This is a genomic window from Paracoccus alcaliphilus, assembly GCF_028553725.1.
Classification (GTDB): Bacteria; Pseudomonadota; Alphaproteobacteria; order Rhodobacterales; family Rhodobacteraceae; genus Paracoccus; species Paracoccus alcaliphilus.
This window is the reverse complement of the sequence record NZ_CP067124.1, coordinates 1,031,492-1,049,683: the sequence shown is the minus strand read 5'-3', so window position 1 is coordinate 1,049,683 and position 18,192 is coordinate 1,031,492. Positions and strand designations below refer to the sequence as shown.

Sequence of the window (18,192 nt, the reverse complement as noted above, 5' to 3'; positions counted from 1 at the left end):
AGCCGCTTGCAGCGCAACACGCCAGCGGGTGAAGGTGCGACAAAACAGGAGAGTGCCATGACCCAGCCAGCCCCCGGCCTGCCCGCAGCTTTTGCGGCCATCGACGCCGCCAACGCCAAGGACCCGACGCAAGAGGACGGCCAGCCCGCCGCGTTGCTCTATGGTCAGCGGATGACCGATCAGCAGCAGCTTCTGTATCCCGACGCCTCGGAACCGCTGCGCATCGCCTGCCGGGGCCAGCATATCGAGCGCTGGATGCTGCCGCGCAACGCTTATCCGATGGATCGGGCGGGCTATCTGCAATGGCGGCAGGAACAGGGCCGCCGCCATGCCGAACGGGTGGCGGGGATCATGGCTGACGCGGGCTATGATGCCGATGATATCGACCACGCCCGCCGGATGCTGACCAAACAGGGCATCAAGCGCGACGACGAGGTGCAGGCGCTGGAGGATGTCGCCTGCTTCACCTTCATCCGCTGGTATCTGGGCGATTTCGCCGCCGAACAGCCCGACGACCGGATGGAGCGGATCATCGAGAAAACCGCCCGCAAGATGTCCGCCACGGCCCGCGCCCGCGCCTTGCAGGACTTCGCCATGCCGCCGGTCTTTGCGCAATATTTCCGCGACGCATGATCCGCAACGCCGTCATCGTCTCGCACGGACAGCCCGGCGATCCCGGCCCGCAGCAGCAGGCCATAGAGGCTCTGGCGGCCACCGTCGCCCATGCGGATCCCGGCATCGCGGTTCACGGCGCGACGCTGGCCATGCCCGGCGCACTGGCCTCGGTCGCGGATGACGACAGCCTGATCTATCCGATGTTCATGGCCGAGGGCTGGTTCACCGGCACCGAACTGCCGCGCCGTCTGGTGCAGGCGGGTGCCCCCCGCGCCCGCATCCTGCGCCCCTTCGGCACCGACCCCGCCCTGCCCGGCCTGATCGTCGCCAAGGCCCATGCCGCCGCCATCGCCCAGGGCTGGCAGCCAAAGGACACCACGCTGCTGCTGACCGCCCACGGCTCGGGGCGTTCACAGGCCAGCTTTACCATCACCTCGGCGCTGGCCGCCCAGATCGCGCCGCATTTCGCCCGCACCGTCACCGGCTTTGTTGAACAGCCCCCGTTCATCGCCGATGCCGCGCGGGGGCTGAGCCGCGCCGTCAGCCTGCCGCTGTTCGCCCTGCAAGCCGATCATGTGCTGGACGACCTGCCCACGGCGCTGGACAAGGCCGGATTTACCGGCGCGCGCCTTGATCCCATCGGGCTTGCCCCCGAAGTTCCCGGCCTGATCGCCGCCGCCATCCGCAAATACATTTTAAGCTTGGAGTAATACAAAACCCATGCCAGCGTTTACGGCTGAAGCAATGAACCGGCGCGTCAGGGTCTGGCGTCCTCCAGCATCATCCGCGACGCCTTTTCCGCGATCATGATGGTGGGTGAATTGGTGTTGCCGCTGGTAATCGTCGGCATTACCGAAGCATCGACGATGCGTAATCGCCCCAGCGCGCGGAAACGCAGCCGGGGATCGACCACCGCCTGATCGTCCGTGCCCATCCGGCAGGTACCGACCGGGTGAAAGATCGTGGTGCCGATATTGCCCGCGGCCGAGATCAGCTCTTCCTCGGTCTGGAAGGCGGGGCCGGGCAGATATTCCTGCGGATCGAAACAGGCAAAAGCCGGTTGCGCGGCGATATTGCGGGCCAGCCGGATGGCGCTGGCCGCCACCTGCCGGTCGCCCGGCGTGGACAGATAATTCGGGCGGATCGCCGGATGGGCGCGGAAATCCGGGCCCTTCACATGGACCGAGCCCCGGCTTTCGGGCCGCAGGTTGCAGACCGAGGCGGTCATCGCCGGAAACGGGTGAACCGGGTCGCCGAACTTGTCCAGACTGACCGGCTGGACGTGAAACTCCAGATCCGCCGTCGCCTTGTCGGGGCCAGAGCGGGTGAAGATCCCCACCTGACTGGGCGCCATCGACATCGGGCCCGAGCGTTTCAGCAGATATTCCAGCCCGATCGCCGCCTTGCCCATCAGTCGCGAGGCCTTTTCGTTCAGCGTCGGCACGCCGGTGACCTTATAGACCAGCCGCAATTGCAGATGGTCCTGCAGGTTCTCGCCCACGCCCGGCACCTCGACCTGCGGGGTGATGCCCGCTGCCTGCAAGACCTCGCCCCGGCCGATGCCCGACAGCTCCAACAGATGCGGAGAGCCGATGGCACCGGCCGACAGGACGGTTTCGCGGGTGGCGCGGACCTGTTTGCGGCTTCCCTCGTGATGGAAGACGACGCCGCGAACCTCGCCTTCCTCGATGACCAGCCGCTCGGCCTGCGCGCCGGTCAGGATGCGCAGGTTGGGGCGTGCGCGCGCGGGGCGCAGAAAGGCCTTGGCGGTGTTCCAGCGGATGCCCGAGCGCTGGTTCACATCGAAATAGCCGCCGCCTTCGTTGTCGCCCTTGTTGAAATCCTCGGTGCGCGGGATGCCCGCCTGCTCGGCCGCATCCAGAAAGGCATCCAGCACCGCCCATCGCACGCGGGCCTTTTCCACCCGCCATTCACCGCCCGCGCCATGGGCGTCGGATGCACCGCGATAGTGATCCTCTTGCGCCTTGAACAGCGGCAACACGTCGTCCCAGCCCCAGCCGGTGCAGCCCAGCTGCCGCCAGTGATCGTAATCCGCCGCCTGCCCGCGCATATAGATCATGCCGTTGATCGACGAACAACCGCCCAGCACCCGACCGCGCGGATAGCCAAGCTCCCGGCCGTTCAGCCCCGGCTCTGGCTCGGTCCGGAAACCCCAGTCGGTGCGCGGATTGCCGATGCAATAGAGATAGCCGACCGGGATATGGATCCAGTGGTAATTGTCGCGCCCGCCCGCCTCCAGCAGCAGCACCCGCGTGGCCGGATCGGCGGACAGACGATTGGCCAGCACACAACCCGCGCTGCCCGCCCCGATCACGATGTAATCATAGCTTTCCATAGCAACACTCCACGCAGGACCGGGCCGGTTGCGGCCTTTTTTCCGCTCAGTTTTTTATTTTCACGAGTCTGTCCGGAAGCCGAGTTTTCTTCCGATTTTGCTGGCGAAGAATTCGCCCACCAGTCCCCGGCGAAACAGCAGCACGCAGACCATGAAGACGACGCCGGTGATGATCGTCACCGGGAAATCCGAGGTCGCGAGGTAATTCTGCAAGGTCACCACCAGGCCGGCGCCGAAGACCGGGCCGGTCAGCGTGCCGATGCCACCCAGAAGCGTCATCAGGATCACCTCGCCCGACATCTGCCATTGCACGTCGGTCAGCGTCGCGAACTGAAAGACCAGCGCCTTGACGCCCCCCGCCAGCCCGGTCAGCGCCGCCGACATCACGAAGGCCCCCAGCTTGTAGCGGCTGACCGAATAGCCAAGCGAGATCGCGCGTTGCTCGTTCTCGCGGATCGATTTCAGGATCATCCCGAAGGGCGAATTGATGAAGCGCCAGATGATCAGCAGCCCGATGATGAACACCGCCAGCACGAAGAAATACATGTTCATCGTGTCGTTCAGGTTGATGATCCCGAACAGCCGCCCGCGCGGCACCGACTGGATGCCATCCTCGCCATGGGTAAAGCCGGCCTGCAGGCAGAAGAAGAAGAACATCTGCGACAAGGCCAGCGTGATCATCGCGAAATAGATCCCCTGACGGCGGATCGCGATGGCCCCCATCACCAGCCCCAGCGCCGCCGCGCCAAGAACGCCCAGCAGGATCCCCGCCTCGGGCGACCAGCCCCAGACCTTGACCGCATGGGCGGTGAAATAGGCCGCCCCGCCAAAGAAGGTCGCATGGCCGAAGGACAGCAGGCCGGTATAGCCCAGCAGCAGGTTGAAGGCCGCCGCGAACAGGCCGAAGCACAACAGCTTCATCAGGAAGATCGGATAGAGAAACTGCGGCGCCAGCACCAGCGCGATCAGCGCGACGGCCAGAAAGGCGATCCTGATCTGCCCGGAGCGCGCATGGACGGCCCCGGTGGTGACAGCCTGGGAATTGCCTGCCATGTCACACATCCTTTCCGAAAAGGCCCGCGGGGCGCAGGATCAGCACGATCGCCATGATGACGAAGATCACGATATTCGAGGCCTCGGGATAGAAGACCTTGGTCAGCCCCTCGACCACGCCCAGCATATAGCCGGTAACGATGGCGCCGAGGATCGAGCCCATGCCGCCGACCACCACCACCGCGAAGACGATGATGATCAGGTTCGACCCCATCAGCGGGCTGACCTGATAGACCGGCGCCGCCAGCACCCCCGCGAAACCCGCCAGCCCGGCGCCAAGCGCATAGGTCAGCGTCAGCAGCAAGGGCACGTTGATGCCGAAGCTCTGGACCAGCACCGGGTTCTCGGTCGCGGCGCGCAAATAGGCGCCCAGCCGGGTCTTCTCGATCATGAACCAGACCGCGAAACAGACCACCATCGAGGCCACCACCACCCAGCCGCGATAGATCGGCAGGAACATGAAGCCCAGATTGACCGCCCCGGTCAGCGCCCCCGGCGCCGCATAGGGCTTGCCCGAGGCGCCATAGAAGTAACGGAACGTCCCCTCGATCGCCAAAGCCAGCCCGAAGGTGAACAGCAGCCCGTAAAGGTGGTCCAGCTTATAGAGCCGCGACAGCATGGTGCGTTCCACGATGGCCCCGAACAGGCCCACCAGCAGCGGCGCCAGGATCAGCGCGAACCAGTAGTTCACGCCCCCCACCGTCAGCAGCAGCAGCGCGGTAAAGGCGCCCAGCATGTATTGCGCGCCATGGGCGAAGTTGATCACCCGAAGCAGGCCGAAGATGACCGCAAGGCCAAGGCTCAGCAGCGCATAGAAGGACCCGTTGATCAGCCCGACCAGCAGCTGTCCCATCAGGGCCTGAACCGGAATGCCGAAGATCATCGTCATGTCACACCCCCAGTTCCCGATGCAGCATGTCCATCTGCGCCGGCAGGTCCGAGACCGGAAACTCGGCCGCCATCCGCCCGTGATCCATCAGATAGAAGCGGTCCGCGACCTTGGCGGCGAAACGGAAGTTCTGTTCCACCAGCACCACGGTCATGCCGCGTCCCTTCAGCTTGCGCAGCACGTCGCCGATGGCGTTGATGATGACCGGGGCCAGACCCTCGGTCGGCTCGTCCAGCAGCAGGCAGCGCGCGCCGGTGCGCAGGATCCGCGCCATCGCCAGCATCTGCTGTTCGCCCCCCGACAGCTTGGTGCCCTGCGAATTGCGCCGTTCCGACAGGTTCGGAAACAGCTCATAGATCTCGGCCACAGACATCCCGCCCTCGGCCACCTTCGGCGGCAGCAGCAGGTTCTCCTCGACCGAGAGCGTCGCGAAGATGCCGCGTTCCTCGGGCACGAAGCCCAGCCCGGTGCGGGCGGTCCTGTGCAGCGGCAGCGACATCATGTCCCGCCCGGCAAAGGTGATCCGGCCCTGACGCTTGCGCAGGATCCCCATGATCGTGCGCAGGGTGGTGGTCTTGCCCATGCCGTTGCGGCCCAGGATGCAGATCATCTCGCCTTCATCGACATGCAGATCGACGCCATGCAGCACATGGCTTTCGCCATACCAGGCCTGCAGCCCGGCCACGTCCAGAAGCGGCGCGTTCATTCCTCATTTCCCATATAGGCGGTGCGCACCCGCGGATCGGCCGAGACCCGGGCGTAATCGCCGCTGGCGATGATCTCTCCGCGTTGCAGCACGGTGACATGGTCGCAGATATCGGCGACCACGTTCAGGTTATGCTCGACCATCAGCACGGCGCGGTCCTGCGCCACGTCGCGGATAATGCCCGCGACCATGCGCACGTCCTCCTGGCCCATGCCGGCCATCGGCTCGTCCAGCAGCAGCACCTGCGGCTCCAGCGCCAGGGTGGTGGCGATCTCCAGCACCCGCTTGCGGCCATAGGACAGGTCGGCGGCGCGGGCATCGCGGTATTCAGACAGCCCCAGATCGTCGATCAGCTGATCGGCGCGGCCGTTCAGCCGGTCCAGCGAGGACAGCGGCCGCCAGAACTGCGTTGACAGCCCGCCGGGCCGCTGCAAGGCGACGCGGACGTTTTCCAGCACCGTCAGATGCGGAAACACCGCCGAGATCTGGAACGACCGCACCAGCCCCATCCGCGCCACCTTGTCGGGCTTCGTGCGGGTGATGTCGGTGCCCAGCAGTTCGATCCGGCCCCGCGTGGGTTGCAGGAACTTGGTCAGCAGGTTGAACACCGTCGTCTTGCCGGCGCCGTTCGGCCCGATCAGCGCATGGATCTGCGCGTGGCGCACATCCAGATCGACATTGTTCACCGCCTTGAACCCGGCGAAATCCTTGCCCAGACCGCGGGCGGTCAGAACCACCCGCGGACCGGACTGTGCAGCCGCAGAAGCCGTCATCGCCCCGCCTTCAACCGCCAACCAGCGAACAGCCGCTGGCCGCAGGATCAAGATAGGCCTCGTCACCGGGGATGGTCGCCAGCACGTTGAAATAGTCCCATTCCTCGGTGATGTCGCCCGGGGCCTTCACCTCCAGCAGATAGACATCCGAGATCATCCGCCCATTCGGCGCGACCTTGCCGCTTTCGGCAAAGAAATCCTCGACCGGCAGTTCGTGCAGCTTGGCGGCGACGGCTTCGGTCTCGTCGGTGCCCGCCGCCTCGATCGCCTTCAGGTAAGAGGTCACGGCGGAATAGGTGCCCGCATGAACCATGTTCGGCATCACCCCCGCACGTTCCTTGAAGCGTTCCGCGAATTCGCGCGATTCCGGAGTGCGGTTCCAATAGAAGCTTTCGGTCAGGGTCAGGCCCTGCGCCGCCTCGGGGCCGATGCCATGCACCTCGGCCAGCGTGAACAGCAGCGCCGCCAGACGCTGACCGCCCTGCGTGATGCCGAATTCCGCCGCCTGCTTGATGGCGTTCTGGGTATCGGCACCAGCATTGGCCAGCCCGATCACCTTCGCGCCCGAGGCCTGCGCCTGCAACAGGAATGACGAATAATCCGTGGTGGCCAGCGGGTGACGCACCGCGCCGACCACTTCACCGCCCTGCGACTTGACGAAATCGCCGGTATTTTCTTCCAGCGAATAACCAAAGGCGTAATCGGCGGTCAGGAAATACCAGCTGTCGCCGCCTTCCTTCACCAGCGCGCCGCCGGTGCCCACGGCCAGCGCATGGGTGTCATAGGCCCAGTGGAACCCATAGGGCGAACATTGCTCGCCGGTCAGTTCCGTCGTCGCCGCGCCGGTATTGATGGTGATCTTCTGCTTTTCCTGGCTCAGCGCCTGCACCGCCAGACCCACCGACGAGGTGGTCAGCTCCATGATCGTGTCCACCTGCTCGGTGTCATACCATTGCCGGGCGATGTTCGAGGCGATGTCGGGCTTGTTCTGGTGATCGGCGGTGATGACCTCGATGGGTGCATCCAGAACCGTGCCGCCGAAATCCTCGACCGCCATCCGCGCGGCCTCATAGGAATAGCGCCCGCCGAAATCGGCATAGACGCCGGACTGGTCGTTCAGAATGCCGATCTTGACCTTGCCATCGGAAATCTCGGCCAGCGCCGGGGCGGCCAGCAGGCCAAGCGAGACCGTGGACAGAAGCAACTTGCGCATTCAGGTTTCCTCCCTGGGGTGGGCAGCCCGCGTCCGGCATCTGATGCGCCGGTGACAGACAGCCGGATATCTCTTGATGTCCCGGAAGGTCTCCTCTGGCCTGCCGGGCATGACGAAAGGATGAACCCATTCCCAGTTTGACACAAGCGTTCAGAGCTGATTAATTTCTTACAGGTTCTGTACATTTTCGAACAGATATGGCCGATTTCAGCTGGGACGACCTTCATTTCTTTCTTGCGGTTGCGCGTGACGGTCAGTTGTCGCGCGCAGCGCGCAGGCTGGGCACGTCGCATGTGACGGTGTCGCGTCGGATCGACCGGCTGGAACGGGCGCTGAAACTGCGCCTGTTCGAGCGCAACCCCCGCGGATATGAGCCCACCGCCGCCGGGCGCCGCCTGATCGAGACCGCCGAGCGCATGGAAGAGGCCGCCCTGCGCATCCCCGTCGATCAAAGCAGCACATGGGGCCAGTCCCGCCCGCTGCGGCTGGCGGTGCCCGAAGGCTTCGGCACCTTCTTTTCAACCCGGCTGCTGCCCGAATTCACCCTCCGCTTTCCGCTGATCTCGCTGGAACTGATGACAATGACGCAGATCCTGTCCCTGTCGCGGCGAGAGGCGGAACTGTCGGTCACGCTGGACCCGCTGACCAGTGGCCCCTATCGGTCGGAAAAGATGGTGAATTACACGCTGCATATCTTTGCCTCGCGCGAATATCTGCGTCAGAACACCATGATCCGCAGCCGCGACGACCTGCCCGGCCACCGCTTCATCGGCTATATCGAGGAAATGATCGTCGCGCCGGGGCTGGACTATCTGGGCGAGATCCATCCGGCGATCCGGCCGGTTATCAAAAGCTCCAGCATCTTCAACCAGCTGGCTGCGACGCGCAGCGGGCTGGGGCTGTGCGTGCTGCCCCATTACATCGCCAACCGCCATTCCGACCTGCAAATCGTGCTGCCCGATCAGGTCCGCCTGCAACGCAGCTACTGGATGACCTGCCATCGCGACATACGCCATATGCGCCGCGAATCCGCCGTGATCGGTTTTCTGACCGACAGCCTGCGCGAACGCGAGGCGATCCTCAACCGCCCCGGCCCGCCCGCAGAACCCGCACCAGCCGCACCGCCCGGCGCAGAACCGTAAACGCCGCGCCAATCGCCACCAGCCACAGCGCCGCCGTCAGAACCTGTCCGTGCCAGCCCGCAAGGGGCTCGAATATCGACAGACCCGCCGCCGCCGTCATCACCGCCATGCGGTGCTGTTTTGCCATCGGCCCGCTGAAATCCGCGCCCGCGCCGCAATTCACGCCCAGTTCGCGCAAATATGCGGTCAGAAAGGCCATGCCGGCCGCCGCCCAACCCAGTGCGGGTTCGCCCACCGCCAGCGCCGCCCCCATCAGGATCAGCAGGTCCGACACCCGGTCGGGAAATTCATTCCAGAAGCCGCCATCGGGGGCACTGCGTCCGGCCTCGATGGCGACCATGCCATCGAACAGGTTGCACAGCAGCCGCAGCTGCACCAACAACCCCGCCGCGATCAGCAGCGCCACGCGCGCGCCACCCCCGACGCTGCCCGACGCCCAGAAGGCCGCCCCGGCCAGCAACGCCGCGATCATCCCCGCCTGCGAAATCTGGTTGGGCGTAACCGCCGTTCCTGCCAGCCAACGGGTCACAGTCGCGGCCCAGCCGGTCTGGCGGCTGGCCAGAGGGCGGCGGTTTTCAGGCCCGCTCATCCCATGCTCCAGTAATAGCGGGTCAGGTGGAAGAAGATCGGGGCGGAAAACACCACCGAATCCAGGCGGTCGATAAAGCCGCCATGCCCGGCGATGGAATGGCCCCAGTCCTTGACGCCCCGGTCACGCTTGATCGCCGACATGACCAACCCGCCGCAAAAGCCCATCATCGTGATGACGAACCCCATCAGCCCGGCTTCCAGCGGCGAAAACGGCGTCATCCACCACAGGCTGGCCGCAATCAGCGTGGCCGACAGGCTGCCACCGACAAAGCCCTCGACGGTTTTCGAGGGCGACAGCTTCGGCGCGATCTTGTGCCGTCCGATCAGCTTGCCCCAGACATATTGCAGCACGTCCGACAGTTGCACCACCACGACCAGAAAGGCGATCAGCAGCACGTTGCGCCCCTCGAAGCCCGGGATGTTCAGGTTCAGAAGCGCCGGCACATGCGAGGCGCAAAAGACGCAGATCATCAGCGCCCATTGCATTTCCGCCACCCGGATCAGGTAATTCCGCACCTCTCCGCGCAGGGCCGAGACGATGGGCAGCAGCAGGAACACCCAGACCGGGATGAAGATGGAAAACAGCCCATACCAGCCGATCCAGATCAGGTAATACTGCACCGGCAGCACGACGAAGAACGCACCGACCAGCGTCCAGTGATCGGCGCGGCTGGCATTGGTCAGCGTCATGAACTCTCGCAGGGCCGCGAAAGAGCAGATCAGGAACAGCAGCAGCACCCCGGTTCGCCCGCCCAGAAAGGCCAGCGACATGGCGATGACCATGATCCACCAGGCGCGGATGCGGTCGTTCAGGTTCTCGATGGCGGCGTTTTCGCCGTTCGGCGACAGGCGGCGTTGCAGCACCCAGCCGACGGCGGATGCCAGCAACAGCACCGCGCCGATCCCGGCGATGACGGCCAGCAGGTCGGAATGAAAGGCGGTCATCGGCCACTCTCCGGGTTGGGGCGCAGTGCCAGCAGCGCATCGCGGGCGCGGGTCAGGAAGGCCGCCTTGTCCTCATCCGCCGCCAGATGCAGCGGCGCGCCAAAGATCGTGCGGCACATCAACGGCACCGGGATGAAGCTGCCCTTGGGCAGGACGCGGTTCAGGTTCTCGATCCAGACCGGCACCAGATCCACATCGGGACGCGCGGCGGCAAGATGGTAAAGCCCGCTTTTGAAGGGCAGCAGGGCCTCATCCGTCAGGTTGCGCGTGCCTTCGGGGAACAGGATCAGCGAGGCGCCGCGGTCCAGCGCCCCGGCCATCTGCGCGATGGGATCGCTGCCCGGATCGCTGCGCTGGCGGTCGATCAGCAGCGCATTGAACACATCGCGCCCGATAAAGCCGCGCAGCCCGCCGCCGCCCCAGTAATCCGCCCCGGCAACCGGGCGAGTGGCGTCGCGCAGGCGCGGCGGCAGCACCGACCAGATCAGGATGAAATCGCCGTGGCTGGCGTGATTGGCGAAATAGACCCGCTGCCGCCGGTCCGCCGGGTCCAGCCCCTGCCACAAGGGCCGCACCGCCGTCAGCAGCCGCGCGAACATGTTGATCGAGCGGCCCACGACATGCGCGGCCAGATGTCGTCCGGCATGGCCCGCGTTTTTGTGATCCGGCATCGTCATCCTGGGGTCCGGCGTTCAGGTGGCGGAATCGGTGATTTCGGTCACCAGCGGGTCAAGCCCCTCGATTTCGACGGTGACGCGGCGTCCGGCCTCGACCGCGCCGACGCCCGCGGGGGTGCCGGTAAAGATCAGATCGCCCGGCGCCAGCGCCACGAAACGCGACAGATGGGCGATCACCTCGGGGACCGACCAGATCATCTGGTCCAGATCGCCATCCTGACGCAGATCGTCATTCACCCACAGGCGGATGAAGCCCGATCGCATCGGCCCGGTCTGCGACACCGGATGCAGCGTGCCGCAGGCGGCGGACAGATCGAAGCCCTTGGCCATGTCCCAGGGTCGCGCCATCTTCTTGGCCACCGCCTGAAGGTCGCGCCGGGTGAAATCGTTGCCGGTGGCAAAGCCCCAGATGTGATCCGCCGCATCCTCGGGCCGGATCGCCGCGCCGGGCTTGCCGATGGCCACGACCAGTTCGGCCTCGTAATGCAGATCGGCCGTCATCGACGGATAGGGCAGCGCCCGCCCGTCGGCCAGCAGCGTATCGGCGGGTTTGGAAAAGAAGAACGGCGGCTCGCGTTCGGGATCATGGCCCATTTCCCGCGCATGTTCGGCATAGTTGCGGCCCACGCAATAGATGCGGCGCACCGGAAAGCGCGCCTCGCTGCCGCTGACGGGAAGCGAAGGCTGCGGCTGGGGGGGAAGGATATATTGCGTCATCGCGTCTGTGGTCCATATGCCGTGCGGAATCCGTCAAGTGTTTCGGCAACGGCAGCGGGGGTCAAGCGGGAACGGCCCGCCCCCCCGTCGGCAGGTCTTTACAATCGGCGGCGAAAGGCGCATCGGCGCGCCATGCTGGAACTCTCGCTCGAACTTGTCCTGATGTTGGTGGCGGCGGCCTTTGTCGCAGGCGTCATTGATGCCATTGCGGGCGGCGGCGGGCTGATCACCCTGCCGGTGCTGATGCTGGCGGGGGTGCCGCCCGCGCAGGCACTGGCCACGAACAAGGTGCAGGGCGCGTTCGGCGCGGCGACCGCCGCCATCGGCTATGCCGCAAGCGGGCTGGTCGATCTGCGGCGCCAGTGGAAACCGGCGCTGCTGGCCGGGTTGGGCGGCATGGCCGGAGCCGCACTGATTACCCAGATCCCGACCGAGGGGCTGCGCATCCTGCTGCCAGTCATCCTGATCGGCATTGCGGCGTTTTTCGCGCTGAAGCCGGGACTGGACGATCTGGACCGCACGCAGCGGCTGACGCCCGCCATTTTCGCGCTGACCGCCGCGCCGCTGATCGGGTTCTATGACGGGCTGGTCGGGCCGGGGGCCGGGTCGTTCTATATGATCGCCTTCATCTCATTGGCCGGTTACGGCGTGCTGAAGGCCACCGCCCATACCAAGCTGCTGAACTTCGCCTCGAATATCGGCGGGCTGCTGGCATTTGCGCTGATCGGCCAGCCGCTGTGGCTGCTGGGGCTGGTCATGGGCGTGGCCCAGATCGGCGGCGCGATTCTGGGCACCCGGCTGGCCACGCGCATCGGCGCAAGGCTGATCAAGCCGCTGCTGGTGGTGACCTCGACCCTGCTGGCGCTGCGGCTGATCTGGCAGTTGATCTGAGCGTCAGCCCGGAAAGCCCGGCGCAGCGCGCAGATCGCCCGTGGCAATGCCGCGCCAGTTGCGGATGGGACGCGGCAGGAAACGCTGCGCGGCGGGATCGTTGGCGGACAAAAGCCCCAGATCCAGAAGCAGCGCGGTGATCGCGGCCTCGCTGGCACGGGTGGCGCCATCGGTGACCTTCAGCGCGATGCCCAGACCCTGATCGGGCAGGATGGCGACGAAAACCGCCTCGGCCCCGGTCTTGACCACTGCCCGGCCGCCGGTGGCCCGCATCAGGATGGTGCAGGCGCGCCCCTCTCCGGCGACCAGTTCGGGATGGCGGCGCATGGCATCGGTCAGACGGCGCATCGCCTGCCCGCGCAGGTCGGTGCCGGGATTGGCAAAGGCGGCCATGGCCCGGCCCAGTCCCGCCAGAGTGCAGGCGTGATTGGGGGCGGAACATCCGTCGATGCCGAAACCGGGGCTGGCCTCCTCCGTGACATCCTCGAAAGCGGCCTTGATCGCCTGCTGCACCGGATGATCCGGCGCGACATATTCCGCGCCGCCGCCCAGATGCCTGTTCAGCGTCAGGAATCCGGCATGCTTGCCCGAGCAGTTGTTGTGCAACTGGCAGGGCTGCGCATCGGCGCGGATCAGGCGGCAGGATTCGTCGCGGTCGCGCGGCATGTGGCAACCGCAGCGCAGATCGGATTCGGCCATGCCCTGCGCCGCCAGCCAGTCGCCCACCCCCTGCACATGCAACGCCGCGCCGCTGTGGCTGGCGCAGGCCAGCGCCAGTTGCCTTGTCCCAAGACCCGCCGCATCAGCCGCGCCGCTTTCGATCAGGGGCAGCGCCTGGATCATCTTGCACGAGGATCGCGGATAGATCACCGCCCCCGGATCGCCCCAGGCGCGCAGCACGCCCGAGCGGTCGCAGATCACCGCATGGCCGCAATGGGTGCTTTCGCGCAGTTCTCCGCGCCACAATTCGACCAGTTCTGTTCCCTTCGACATTTTTTCCCTGACAATTGCGCGATTTTAGGGCTTGTGCTCTTTTGCAGGCGGTGATTTTCGCTATCGTGGCCGCAGATGGTTGAAAAGACCACATCAAACGGGAACGACGCCCTGCGAAGTGGCGAAACATGGCAGGAGGCCAGAGCATGAAGACAAACGCGCTGCGCGGCATGTGCGCCATCGCAGTACTGGTCGCCGGACTGGGGACAGCCGGTGCACAGGAATCAACGAATGTGGTGGCGACGGAAGGAGACTGGACCGTCTTCGCCGCCGACAACCCCAAGGAATGCTGGGCCGTGTCGCCGCCGAAATCGACGGTCAATACCCGCGATGGCAGCACGGTCGAGGTGACGCGCGGCGATATCCGCCTGTATGTCGCCTATCGCCCCGGCCAGAACGGCGAGGTCTCCTTTACCGGCGGCTATCCCTTCGCGCCGGATTCGACGGTCGAGGTCGATGTCGGCGGGCAGAAGTTCAATCTGTTCACCGAAGGCGAAAGCGCCTGGACCGGCAGCCCCTCGGATGACGAGCGGCTGGTCGCGGCGCTGCGCAGCGGCGCGAATGTGGTCGTGACCGGGCGGTCTTCGCGCGGCACCACCACCAAGGACACGTTCAGCCTGATGGGCATCACCGCGGCCACCAACGCCGCGCGCGAGCGTTGCCAGTAAGCTGATCGGTCGGCCTTTGGCGGGACCTGGGGGCTCTGCCCCCGCGAAAACCGCCCCCTCGATGGGGGCGGTTTTCGCTCCCCCGGGATATTTGACACACCAAAGATGATGGCGTCGGTTGAATTGCCGGCACGTTTCGCTTATTTGCAGGCTTTGCCCAAGCGCCGGTAGCCCAATGAACGCCCCCATCACGCAGGATGTGCTGACCATTCCCCGCCAGTTGCCTCAGGGTGGCCGGATGAATATCGTCGGGCTGACGCGCGAGCAGTTGCGCGATGCGCTGATCGAGGCGGGCACGCCCGAGAAACAGGCGAAGATGCGGGTCGGGCAGGTCTGGCAGTGGATCTATCACTGGGGGCTGCGCGATTTTGACCGGATGACCAATCTGGCCAAGGATTACCGTGCCCTGCTGGCCGAGAAGTTCGAGATTGCCCTGCCCGAGGTGGTGACCCGGCAGGTCAGCGCCGACGGGACGCGCAAATATCTGTTGCGTATCGCGGGCGGGCATGAGGTCGAGGCGGTCTATATCCCCGAAGAAGGGCGCGGGACGCTGTGCGTCAGCTCTCAGGTCGGGTGCACGCTGACCTGCTCCTTCTGTCATACCGGCACGCAGAAGCTGGTGCGCAACCTGACGGCGGGCGAGATTGTCGGCCAGTTGATGGTGGCGCGCGACGATCTGGGCGAATGGCCGGTGCAGGGCGCCCCCAAGGACGAGACCCGGCTGATCAGCAATATGGTGCTGATGGGCATGGGCGAGCCCTTGTATAATTTCGAATCGGTGCGCGATGCCATGCGGGTGGTGATGGATGGCGAGGGGCTGAGCCTGTCGCGCCGCCGGATCACGCTGTCCACCAGCGGCGTGGTGCCCGAGATCGCGCGTACGGCCGAGGAGATCGGCTGCCTGCTGGCCGTCAGTTTCCACGCCACCACCAACGAGGTGCGCGACCGTCTGGTGCCGATCAACCGGCGCTGGAACATCGCCGCCCTGCTGGACGCGCTGCGCGAATATCCGCGTCTGTCGAACAGCGAGCGGATCACCTTTGAATATGTGATGCTGGACGGGGTGAATGACAGCGACGAGGACGCGCGCCGCCTGGTCCGCCTGATTCGCGGCATTCCCGCCAAGATCAACCTGATCCCGTTCAACGAATGGCCCGGCGCGCCCTACAAGCGGTCAAGCTGGGAGCGGATCGAGGCTTTCGCCGATATCGTTCACAAGGCCGGCTATGCCAGCCCCATCCGCACGCCGCGCGGCGAGGATATCATGGCCGCCTGCGGGCAGCTGAAATCCGCGACCGAACGCGGGCGGAAATCGCGGGCGGAGATCGCGGCCGAAGCGGCGGGGTGACAGGGCCCATGCCCGCATGTCTGGGGTGAGTCCGTGGGTTTTCCAAGCTTGTCTGGCTGGTGGCCGGTTTGCGGGTCGAAAGCAATCAAACGAAGTCTACGCGCATCAAGGCCTCGTCAAGGAAAGCACCGTTGACGTAAAGCGCGTTTGTGTCCACGGTCCAAGTCTTGAAACCCGCGCGCTTGTAGAGCCGGATGGCTGGCTCGTTGGATGTAACAACTGAAAGCCGAACCGTTACGCAGTTGCTACGCGCTTCCGCGACTGCCGCTTGCACCAACCCCTTTGCAAGACCTGTGCCATGATTATCCGAAGATAAATACACACCCAAAATTGTGGCGATGTGCTTTATCTTGGATGTCGCTTCGATTCTGAGTAAGCGCGCCGCTGATCCCCTCCTGCCGCTGGTGCTCTGAACGGGCCAATCTCCGTGCGCATGAACGTCGGAGGTGTTGGCTTGGAACGAGACGGCAAGATGGGCGGCCATTTGGACGGCTTCTCGGATGGTGGGGTTTCGCGGCTGGAAGTGATGGAGGGGCCGACCGGGCGTCAGCGACGCACGAAGGCGGAGCGGGCGCGGATTGCGGCGGAGAGCTTGGTGCGGCGAACTTCGGTGACCGAAGTCGCGCGGCGGCACGGTGCGACGCGCTGGCAGGTTTATGACTGGCGGCAGAAGCTACGGGACGGACAGCTTGTCGTGCCCGAGAGCATGGCGGCACTGCCGATGTTTGCAGAACTGGTCGTCGAGGGCGCCGCAGCGGAGATGCCGGCAGAGACAGAGGCCGGCACCGGCGTGGAGATCGTTGTGGGTGATGTCGTGATCCGCGTCGGCGCAGATACCGATGAGGTTCTGCTTACGCGGTCGATCCGAGCGGCGCGGGCGGGGGCGTCGTGATGCTCGGTCAGGGCGGGCCGGTGAAGGTCTACGTGGCGACGCGGCCGGTGGACTTCCGCAAGGGCATCGACGGGCTGGCGCTGGCGGTGCAGGAGATGTTCGGGCCCGACCCGTTCTGCGGGGCGATCTTCGTCTTCCGGGCGAAGCGGGCAGATCGTATCAAGATGCTGGTCTGGGACCAGACCGGGATGGTGCTGGTTCACAAGCGCCTCGAGGGCGGCAAGTTCTTCTGGCCGCAGGTGCGGGATGGGGTGATGCGCATGTCCTCGGCGCAGCTGGCGGCGCTGTTCGAGGGGTTGGACTGGAGACTGGCAAGACCCGAGCGGGTCGCCGCCCGCTGGTTGCAGGGTAAGTGCGGCCGACGCAGTGGAGGCCCCGCTTTTACTGGCCAGAACGGCATCAGCGTGATTCACTTCAGGCATGGATGCCAACATTCCCAGCCGCGAGAACGCTCATTTGAAGGCCCGCCTCGCGGAGGTGCAGGAGGCCAACCGCCGGCTGGAGGGTATCCTGCGCGCCTCGCAGCGCGAGCGCTTTGGCAAGAGTTCCGAGAAGTTGTCACCCGACCAGTTCAATTTGCCGCTCGAGGACGCCGAACTGGCCCAGGGCGTGCTTGAGGCCGCACAGGAGAAGGCTGAAGCCGCGCTTGCCCGGGCGCAAGGAGAAGAACCTCGCAAGCCCGCGCGCAACCGTGGGCATCTGCCCCGGGTCGAGCGCGTGATCGAGCCGGCCAGCACCCTTTGCCCCTGCGGTTGTAGTGAGATGGCCCGGATCGGGGAGGATGTCTCCGAGCGGCTCGACGTGATCCCAGCGCAGTTCCAGGTTCTTGTGACGCGGCGCCCCAGATATGCCTGTCGCCGCTGCTCGCAGGCCGTGGTGCAGGCTCATGCGCCCGAGCACGTCGTGCCGGGCGGCCTGCCCACCGAGCGGCTGATCGCATGGATCATCATCTCGAAGTTCGGCGACCACCTTCCATTTTACCGCCAGGCGGGGATCTTCGAGCGGCAGGGGCTCCACCTCGACCGCGGCACATTCGGCAATTGGGCCGGCCGCGCCTGCTTCCACCTGATGCCCGTGATCGACCACATGAAGGTCCACCTGCGCGCCGCCGACCGGATCTTCGTCGACGAGACCCGCTTTATCGACGATGGCACCCTCGAGCTGGACACCAACCCGGTCGAAAACCAGATCCGTCCGATCGCGCTGACCCGGAAGAACGCCCTCTTCGCAGGGAACGAAATCGGCGCCGAGAACTGGGCCATGCTCGCCTCGCTGGTTGCCACCTGCAAGCTGTCCGGCGTGAACCCCGTCGGCTACCTCGCCGATACCCTCCGGGCCATCCTCGACGGACACCCCAGATCCCGCATCGACGACCTCATGTCCTGGTGCTACGACCAAGCGTCAATGATCGTCGCATTCCGACGGCATACGTTACTCCCACTGGATGATTGCCTCTACGCCCTTCAGCCATCGATACCGCATCTGACACGGTCAGCGCTCCATCGTTGCCTTCAGCGGCACAGCATCTCTCGTCTGCCGGAAATCGAGGGAGACAAGCCGAAGCGCCAGAAGTTCAAGCGTTATCCCATCGGCTTCTTTCATATCGATATCGCTGAGGTGCAGACGGTCGAAGGCAAGCTCTATCTCTTTGTAGGCATTGACCGGAGCAGCAAGTTTGCAGTCACACAGCTCGTGGGCATTGTTGCAGAAGTCGTTTTCAGGA

At 65.2% G+C, this 18,192-nt stretch carries 19 protein-coding genes and 4 pseudogenes; 11 read left to right on the top strand and 12 right to left on the bottom strand.

From position 1 onward, the window contains the following. Positions 1–57 precede the first annotated feature (57 nt). Entirely contained in the window at positions 58–633 is a 576-nt protein-coding gene (locus tag JHW40_RS05410; protein WP_090612090.1) for a DUF4202 domain-containing protein, read from the top strand. Then, complete coding sequence (locus tag JHW40_RS05405; protein ID WP_244519181.1) at positions 630–1,325, top strand: cobalamin biosynthesis protein CbiX; 696 nt, start codon at positions 630–632, stop codon at positions 1,323–1,325. The genes JHW40_RS05410 and JHW40_RS05405 overlap by 4 nt, the downstream gene beginning before the upstream one ends. Before the next feature lie 47 nt (positions 1,326–1,372). On the opposite strand, the gene JHW40_RS05400 is transcribed toward JHW40_RS05405, so the two are convergent. The 6 genes from JHW40_RS05400 to JHW40_RS05375 are packed head-to-tail and all read right to left on the bottom strand — an operon-like array spanning position 1,373 to position 7,605. Then, positions 1,373–2,971, bottom strand: a complete 1,599-nt coding sequence (locus tag JHW40_RS05400; protein ID WP_090612093.1) for a GMC family oxidoreductase — start codon at positions 2,969–2,971, stop codon at positions 1,373–1,375. Between the two features lie 60 nt (positions 2,972–3,031). Continuing rightward, positions 3,032–4,033: a branched-chain amino acid ABC transporter permease gene (locus JHW40_RS05395; RefSeq protein WP_419182460.1), complete on the bottom strand. Its 1,002-nt coding sequence runs from the start codon at positions 4,031–4,033 to the stop codon at positions 3,032–3,034. After that, positions 4,026–4,913: a branched-chain amino acid ABC transporter permease gene (locus JHW40_RS05390; RefSeq protein ID WP_272849074.1), complete on the bottom strand. Its 888-nt coding sequence runs from the start codon at positions 4,911–4,913 to the stop codon at positions 4,026–4,028. Before JHW40_RS05390 ends, JHW40_RS05395 begins: the two co-directional genes overlap by 8 nt. A 1-nt stretch (position 4,914) precedes the next feature. Next, positions 4,915–5,619, bottom strand: a complete 705-nt coding sequence (locus JHW40_RS05385) for an ABC transporter ATP-binding protein (RefSeq protein WP_090617730.1) — start codon at positions 5,617–5,619, stop codon at positions 4,915–4,917. After that, positions 5,616–6,392, bottom strand: coding sequence for an ABC transporter ATP-binding protein (locus JHW40_RS05380; protein ID WP_090617734.1), 777 nt, complete (start codon positions 6,390–6,392; stop codon positions 5,616–5,618). Before JHW40_RS05380 ends, JHW40_RS05385 begins: the two co-directional genes overlap by 4 nt. 10 nt (positions 6,393–6,402) lie before the next feature. Then, entirely contained in the window at positions 6,403–7,605 is a 1,203-nt protein-coding gene (locus JHW40_RS05375; RefSeq protein WP_090617736.1) for an ABC transporter substrate-binding protein, read from the bottom strand. A 197-nt stretch (positions 7,606–7,802) separates the two neighbouring features. Between JHW40_RS05375 and JHW40_RS05370 the strand changes: the two genes are divergently transcribed. Further along, positions 7,803–8,747, top strand: coding sequence for a LysR family transcriptional regulator (locus JHW40_RS05370; RefSeq protein WP_090617738.1), 945 nt, complete (start codon positions 7,803–7,805; stop codon positions 8,745–8,747). Here JHW40_RS05370 and JHW40_RS05365 read toward each other — a convergent pair. The 4 genes from JHW40_RS05365 to JHW40_RS05350 are packed head-to-tail and all read right to left on the bottom strand — an operon-like array spanning position 8,686 to position 11,677. Continuing rightward, positions 8,686–9,336, bottom strand: coding sequence for a CDP-alcohol phosphatidyltransferase family protein (locus JHW40_RS05365; RefSeq protein WP_090617739.1), 651 nt, complete (start codon positions 9,334–9,336; stop codon positions 8,686–8,688). The two genes, JHW40_RS05370 and JHW40_RS05365, sit on opposite strands and share 62 nt — an antisense overlap. Next, positions 9,333–10,283, bottom strand: coding sequence for a phosphatidate cytidylyltransferase (locus tag JHW40_RS05360; RefSeq protein WP_090617740.1), 951 nt, complete (start codon positions 10,281–10,283; stop codon positions 9,333–9,335). The genes JHW40_RS05365 and JHW40_RS05360 overlap by 4 nt, the downstream gene beginning before the upstream one ends. Continuing rightward, on the bottom strand, positions 10,280–10,954 hold the full coding sequence (locus JHW40_RS05355) for a lysophospholipid acyltransferase family protein (RefSeq protein ID WP_090617754.1): 675 nt from the start codon (positions 10,952–10,954) through the stop codon (positions 10,280–10,282). Before JHW40_RS05355 ends, JHW40_RS05360 begins: the two co-directional genes overlap by 4 nt. Before the next feature lie 21 nt (positions 10,955–10,975). Continuing rightward, positions 10,976–11,677 carry a fumarylacetoacetate hydrolase family protein gene (locus JHW40_RS05350; RefSeq protein WP_090617742.1) on the bottom strand — a complete coding sequence of 234 codons (702 nt, stop codon included), beginning with the start codon at positions 11,675–11,677 and terminating at the stop codon, positions 10,976–10,978. Between the two features lie 132 nt (positions 11,678–11,809). Here JHW40_RS05350 and JHW40_RS05345 point away from each other — a divergent pair, with 132 nt between their 5' ends. Continuing rightward, a complete protein-coding gene (locus tag JHW40_RS05345; RefSeq protein WP_090617744.1) occupies positions 11,810–12,568 on the top strand; it encodes a TSUP family transporter in 759 nt (252 codons plus the stop codon). 3 nt (positions 12,569–12,571) lie between these two features. Here JHW40_RS05345 and JHW40_RS05340 read toward each other — a convergent pair whose 3' ends face one another. Then, positions 12,572–13,561, bottom strand: a complete 990-nt coding sequence (locus JHW40_RS05340) for an asparaginase (protein WP_090617746.1) — start codon at positions 13,559–13,561, stop codon at positions 12,572–12,574. Positions 13,562–13,707: 146 nt separating this feature from the next. Here JHW40_RS05340 and JHW40_RS05335 point away from each other — a divergent pair, with 146 nt between their 5' ends. Then, on the top strand, positions 13,708–14,229 hold the full coding sequence (locus JHW40_RS05335) for an invasion associated locus B family protein (RefSeq protein ID WP_090617748.1): 522 nt from the start codon (positions 13,708–13,710) through the stop codon (positions 14,227–14,229). Between the two features lie 175 nt (positions 14,230–14,404). Then, positions 14,405–15,577 carry a dual-specificity RNA methyltransferase RlmN gene (rlmN, locus tag JHW40_RS05330; RefSeq protein ID WP_090617750.1) on the top strand — a complete coding sequence of 391 codons (1,173 nt, stop codon included), beginning with the start codon at positions 14,405–14,407 and terminating at the stop codon, positions 15,575–15,577. An 85-nt stretch (positions 15,578–15,662) separates the two neighbouring features. Here rlmN and JHW40_RS05325 read toward each other — a convergent pair whose 3' ends face one another. Further along, positions 15,663–16,061: a GNAT family N-acetyltransferase gene (locus JHW40_RS05325; protein WP_090617752.1), complete on the bottom strand. Its 399-nt coding sequence runs from the start codon at positions 16,059–16,061 to the stop codon at positions 15,663–15,665. On the opposite strand from JHW40_RS05325, the gene JHW40_RS05320 reads away from it, so the two are divergent. The 5 genes and pseudogenes from JHW40_RS05320 to JHW40_RS05310 all read left to right on the top strand — a co-directional run. Continuing rightward, the gene (locus JHW40_RS05320; RefSeq protein ID WP_272848951.1) at positions 16,050–16,469 is read left to right on the top strand and encodes a transposase; all 420 of its coding nucleotides are present in this window, start codon (positions 16,050–16,052) and stop codon (positions 16,467–16,469) included. The genes JHW40_RS05325 and JHW40_RS05320 overlap by 12 nt on opposite strands. Then, positions 16,469–16,723, top strand: a pseudogene (tnpB, locus tag JHW40_RS24140) (IS66 family insertion sequence element accessory protein TnpB); the annotation flags it as partial. The gene JHW40_RS05320 and the pseudogene tnpB, both read left to right, overlap by 1 nt. 205 nt (positions 16,724–16,928) lie before the next feature. Further along, positions 16,929–17,558 (top strand): annotated as a pseudogene (locus JHW40_RS24315) (IS66 family transposase); the annotation flags it as partial. Continuing rightward, positions 17,538–17,801, top strand: a pseudogene (locus JHW40_RS24310) (IS66 family transposase); the annotation flags it as partial. The pseudogenes JHW40_RS24315 and JHW40_RS24310, both read left to right, overlap by 21 nt. Before the next feature lie 72 nt (positions 17,802–17,873). Continuing rightward, positions 17,874–18,161: pseudogene (locus JHW40_RS05310) on the top strand (IS481 family transposase); the annotation flags it as partial. Positions 18,162–18,192: the final 31 nt, after the last annotated feature.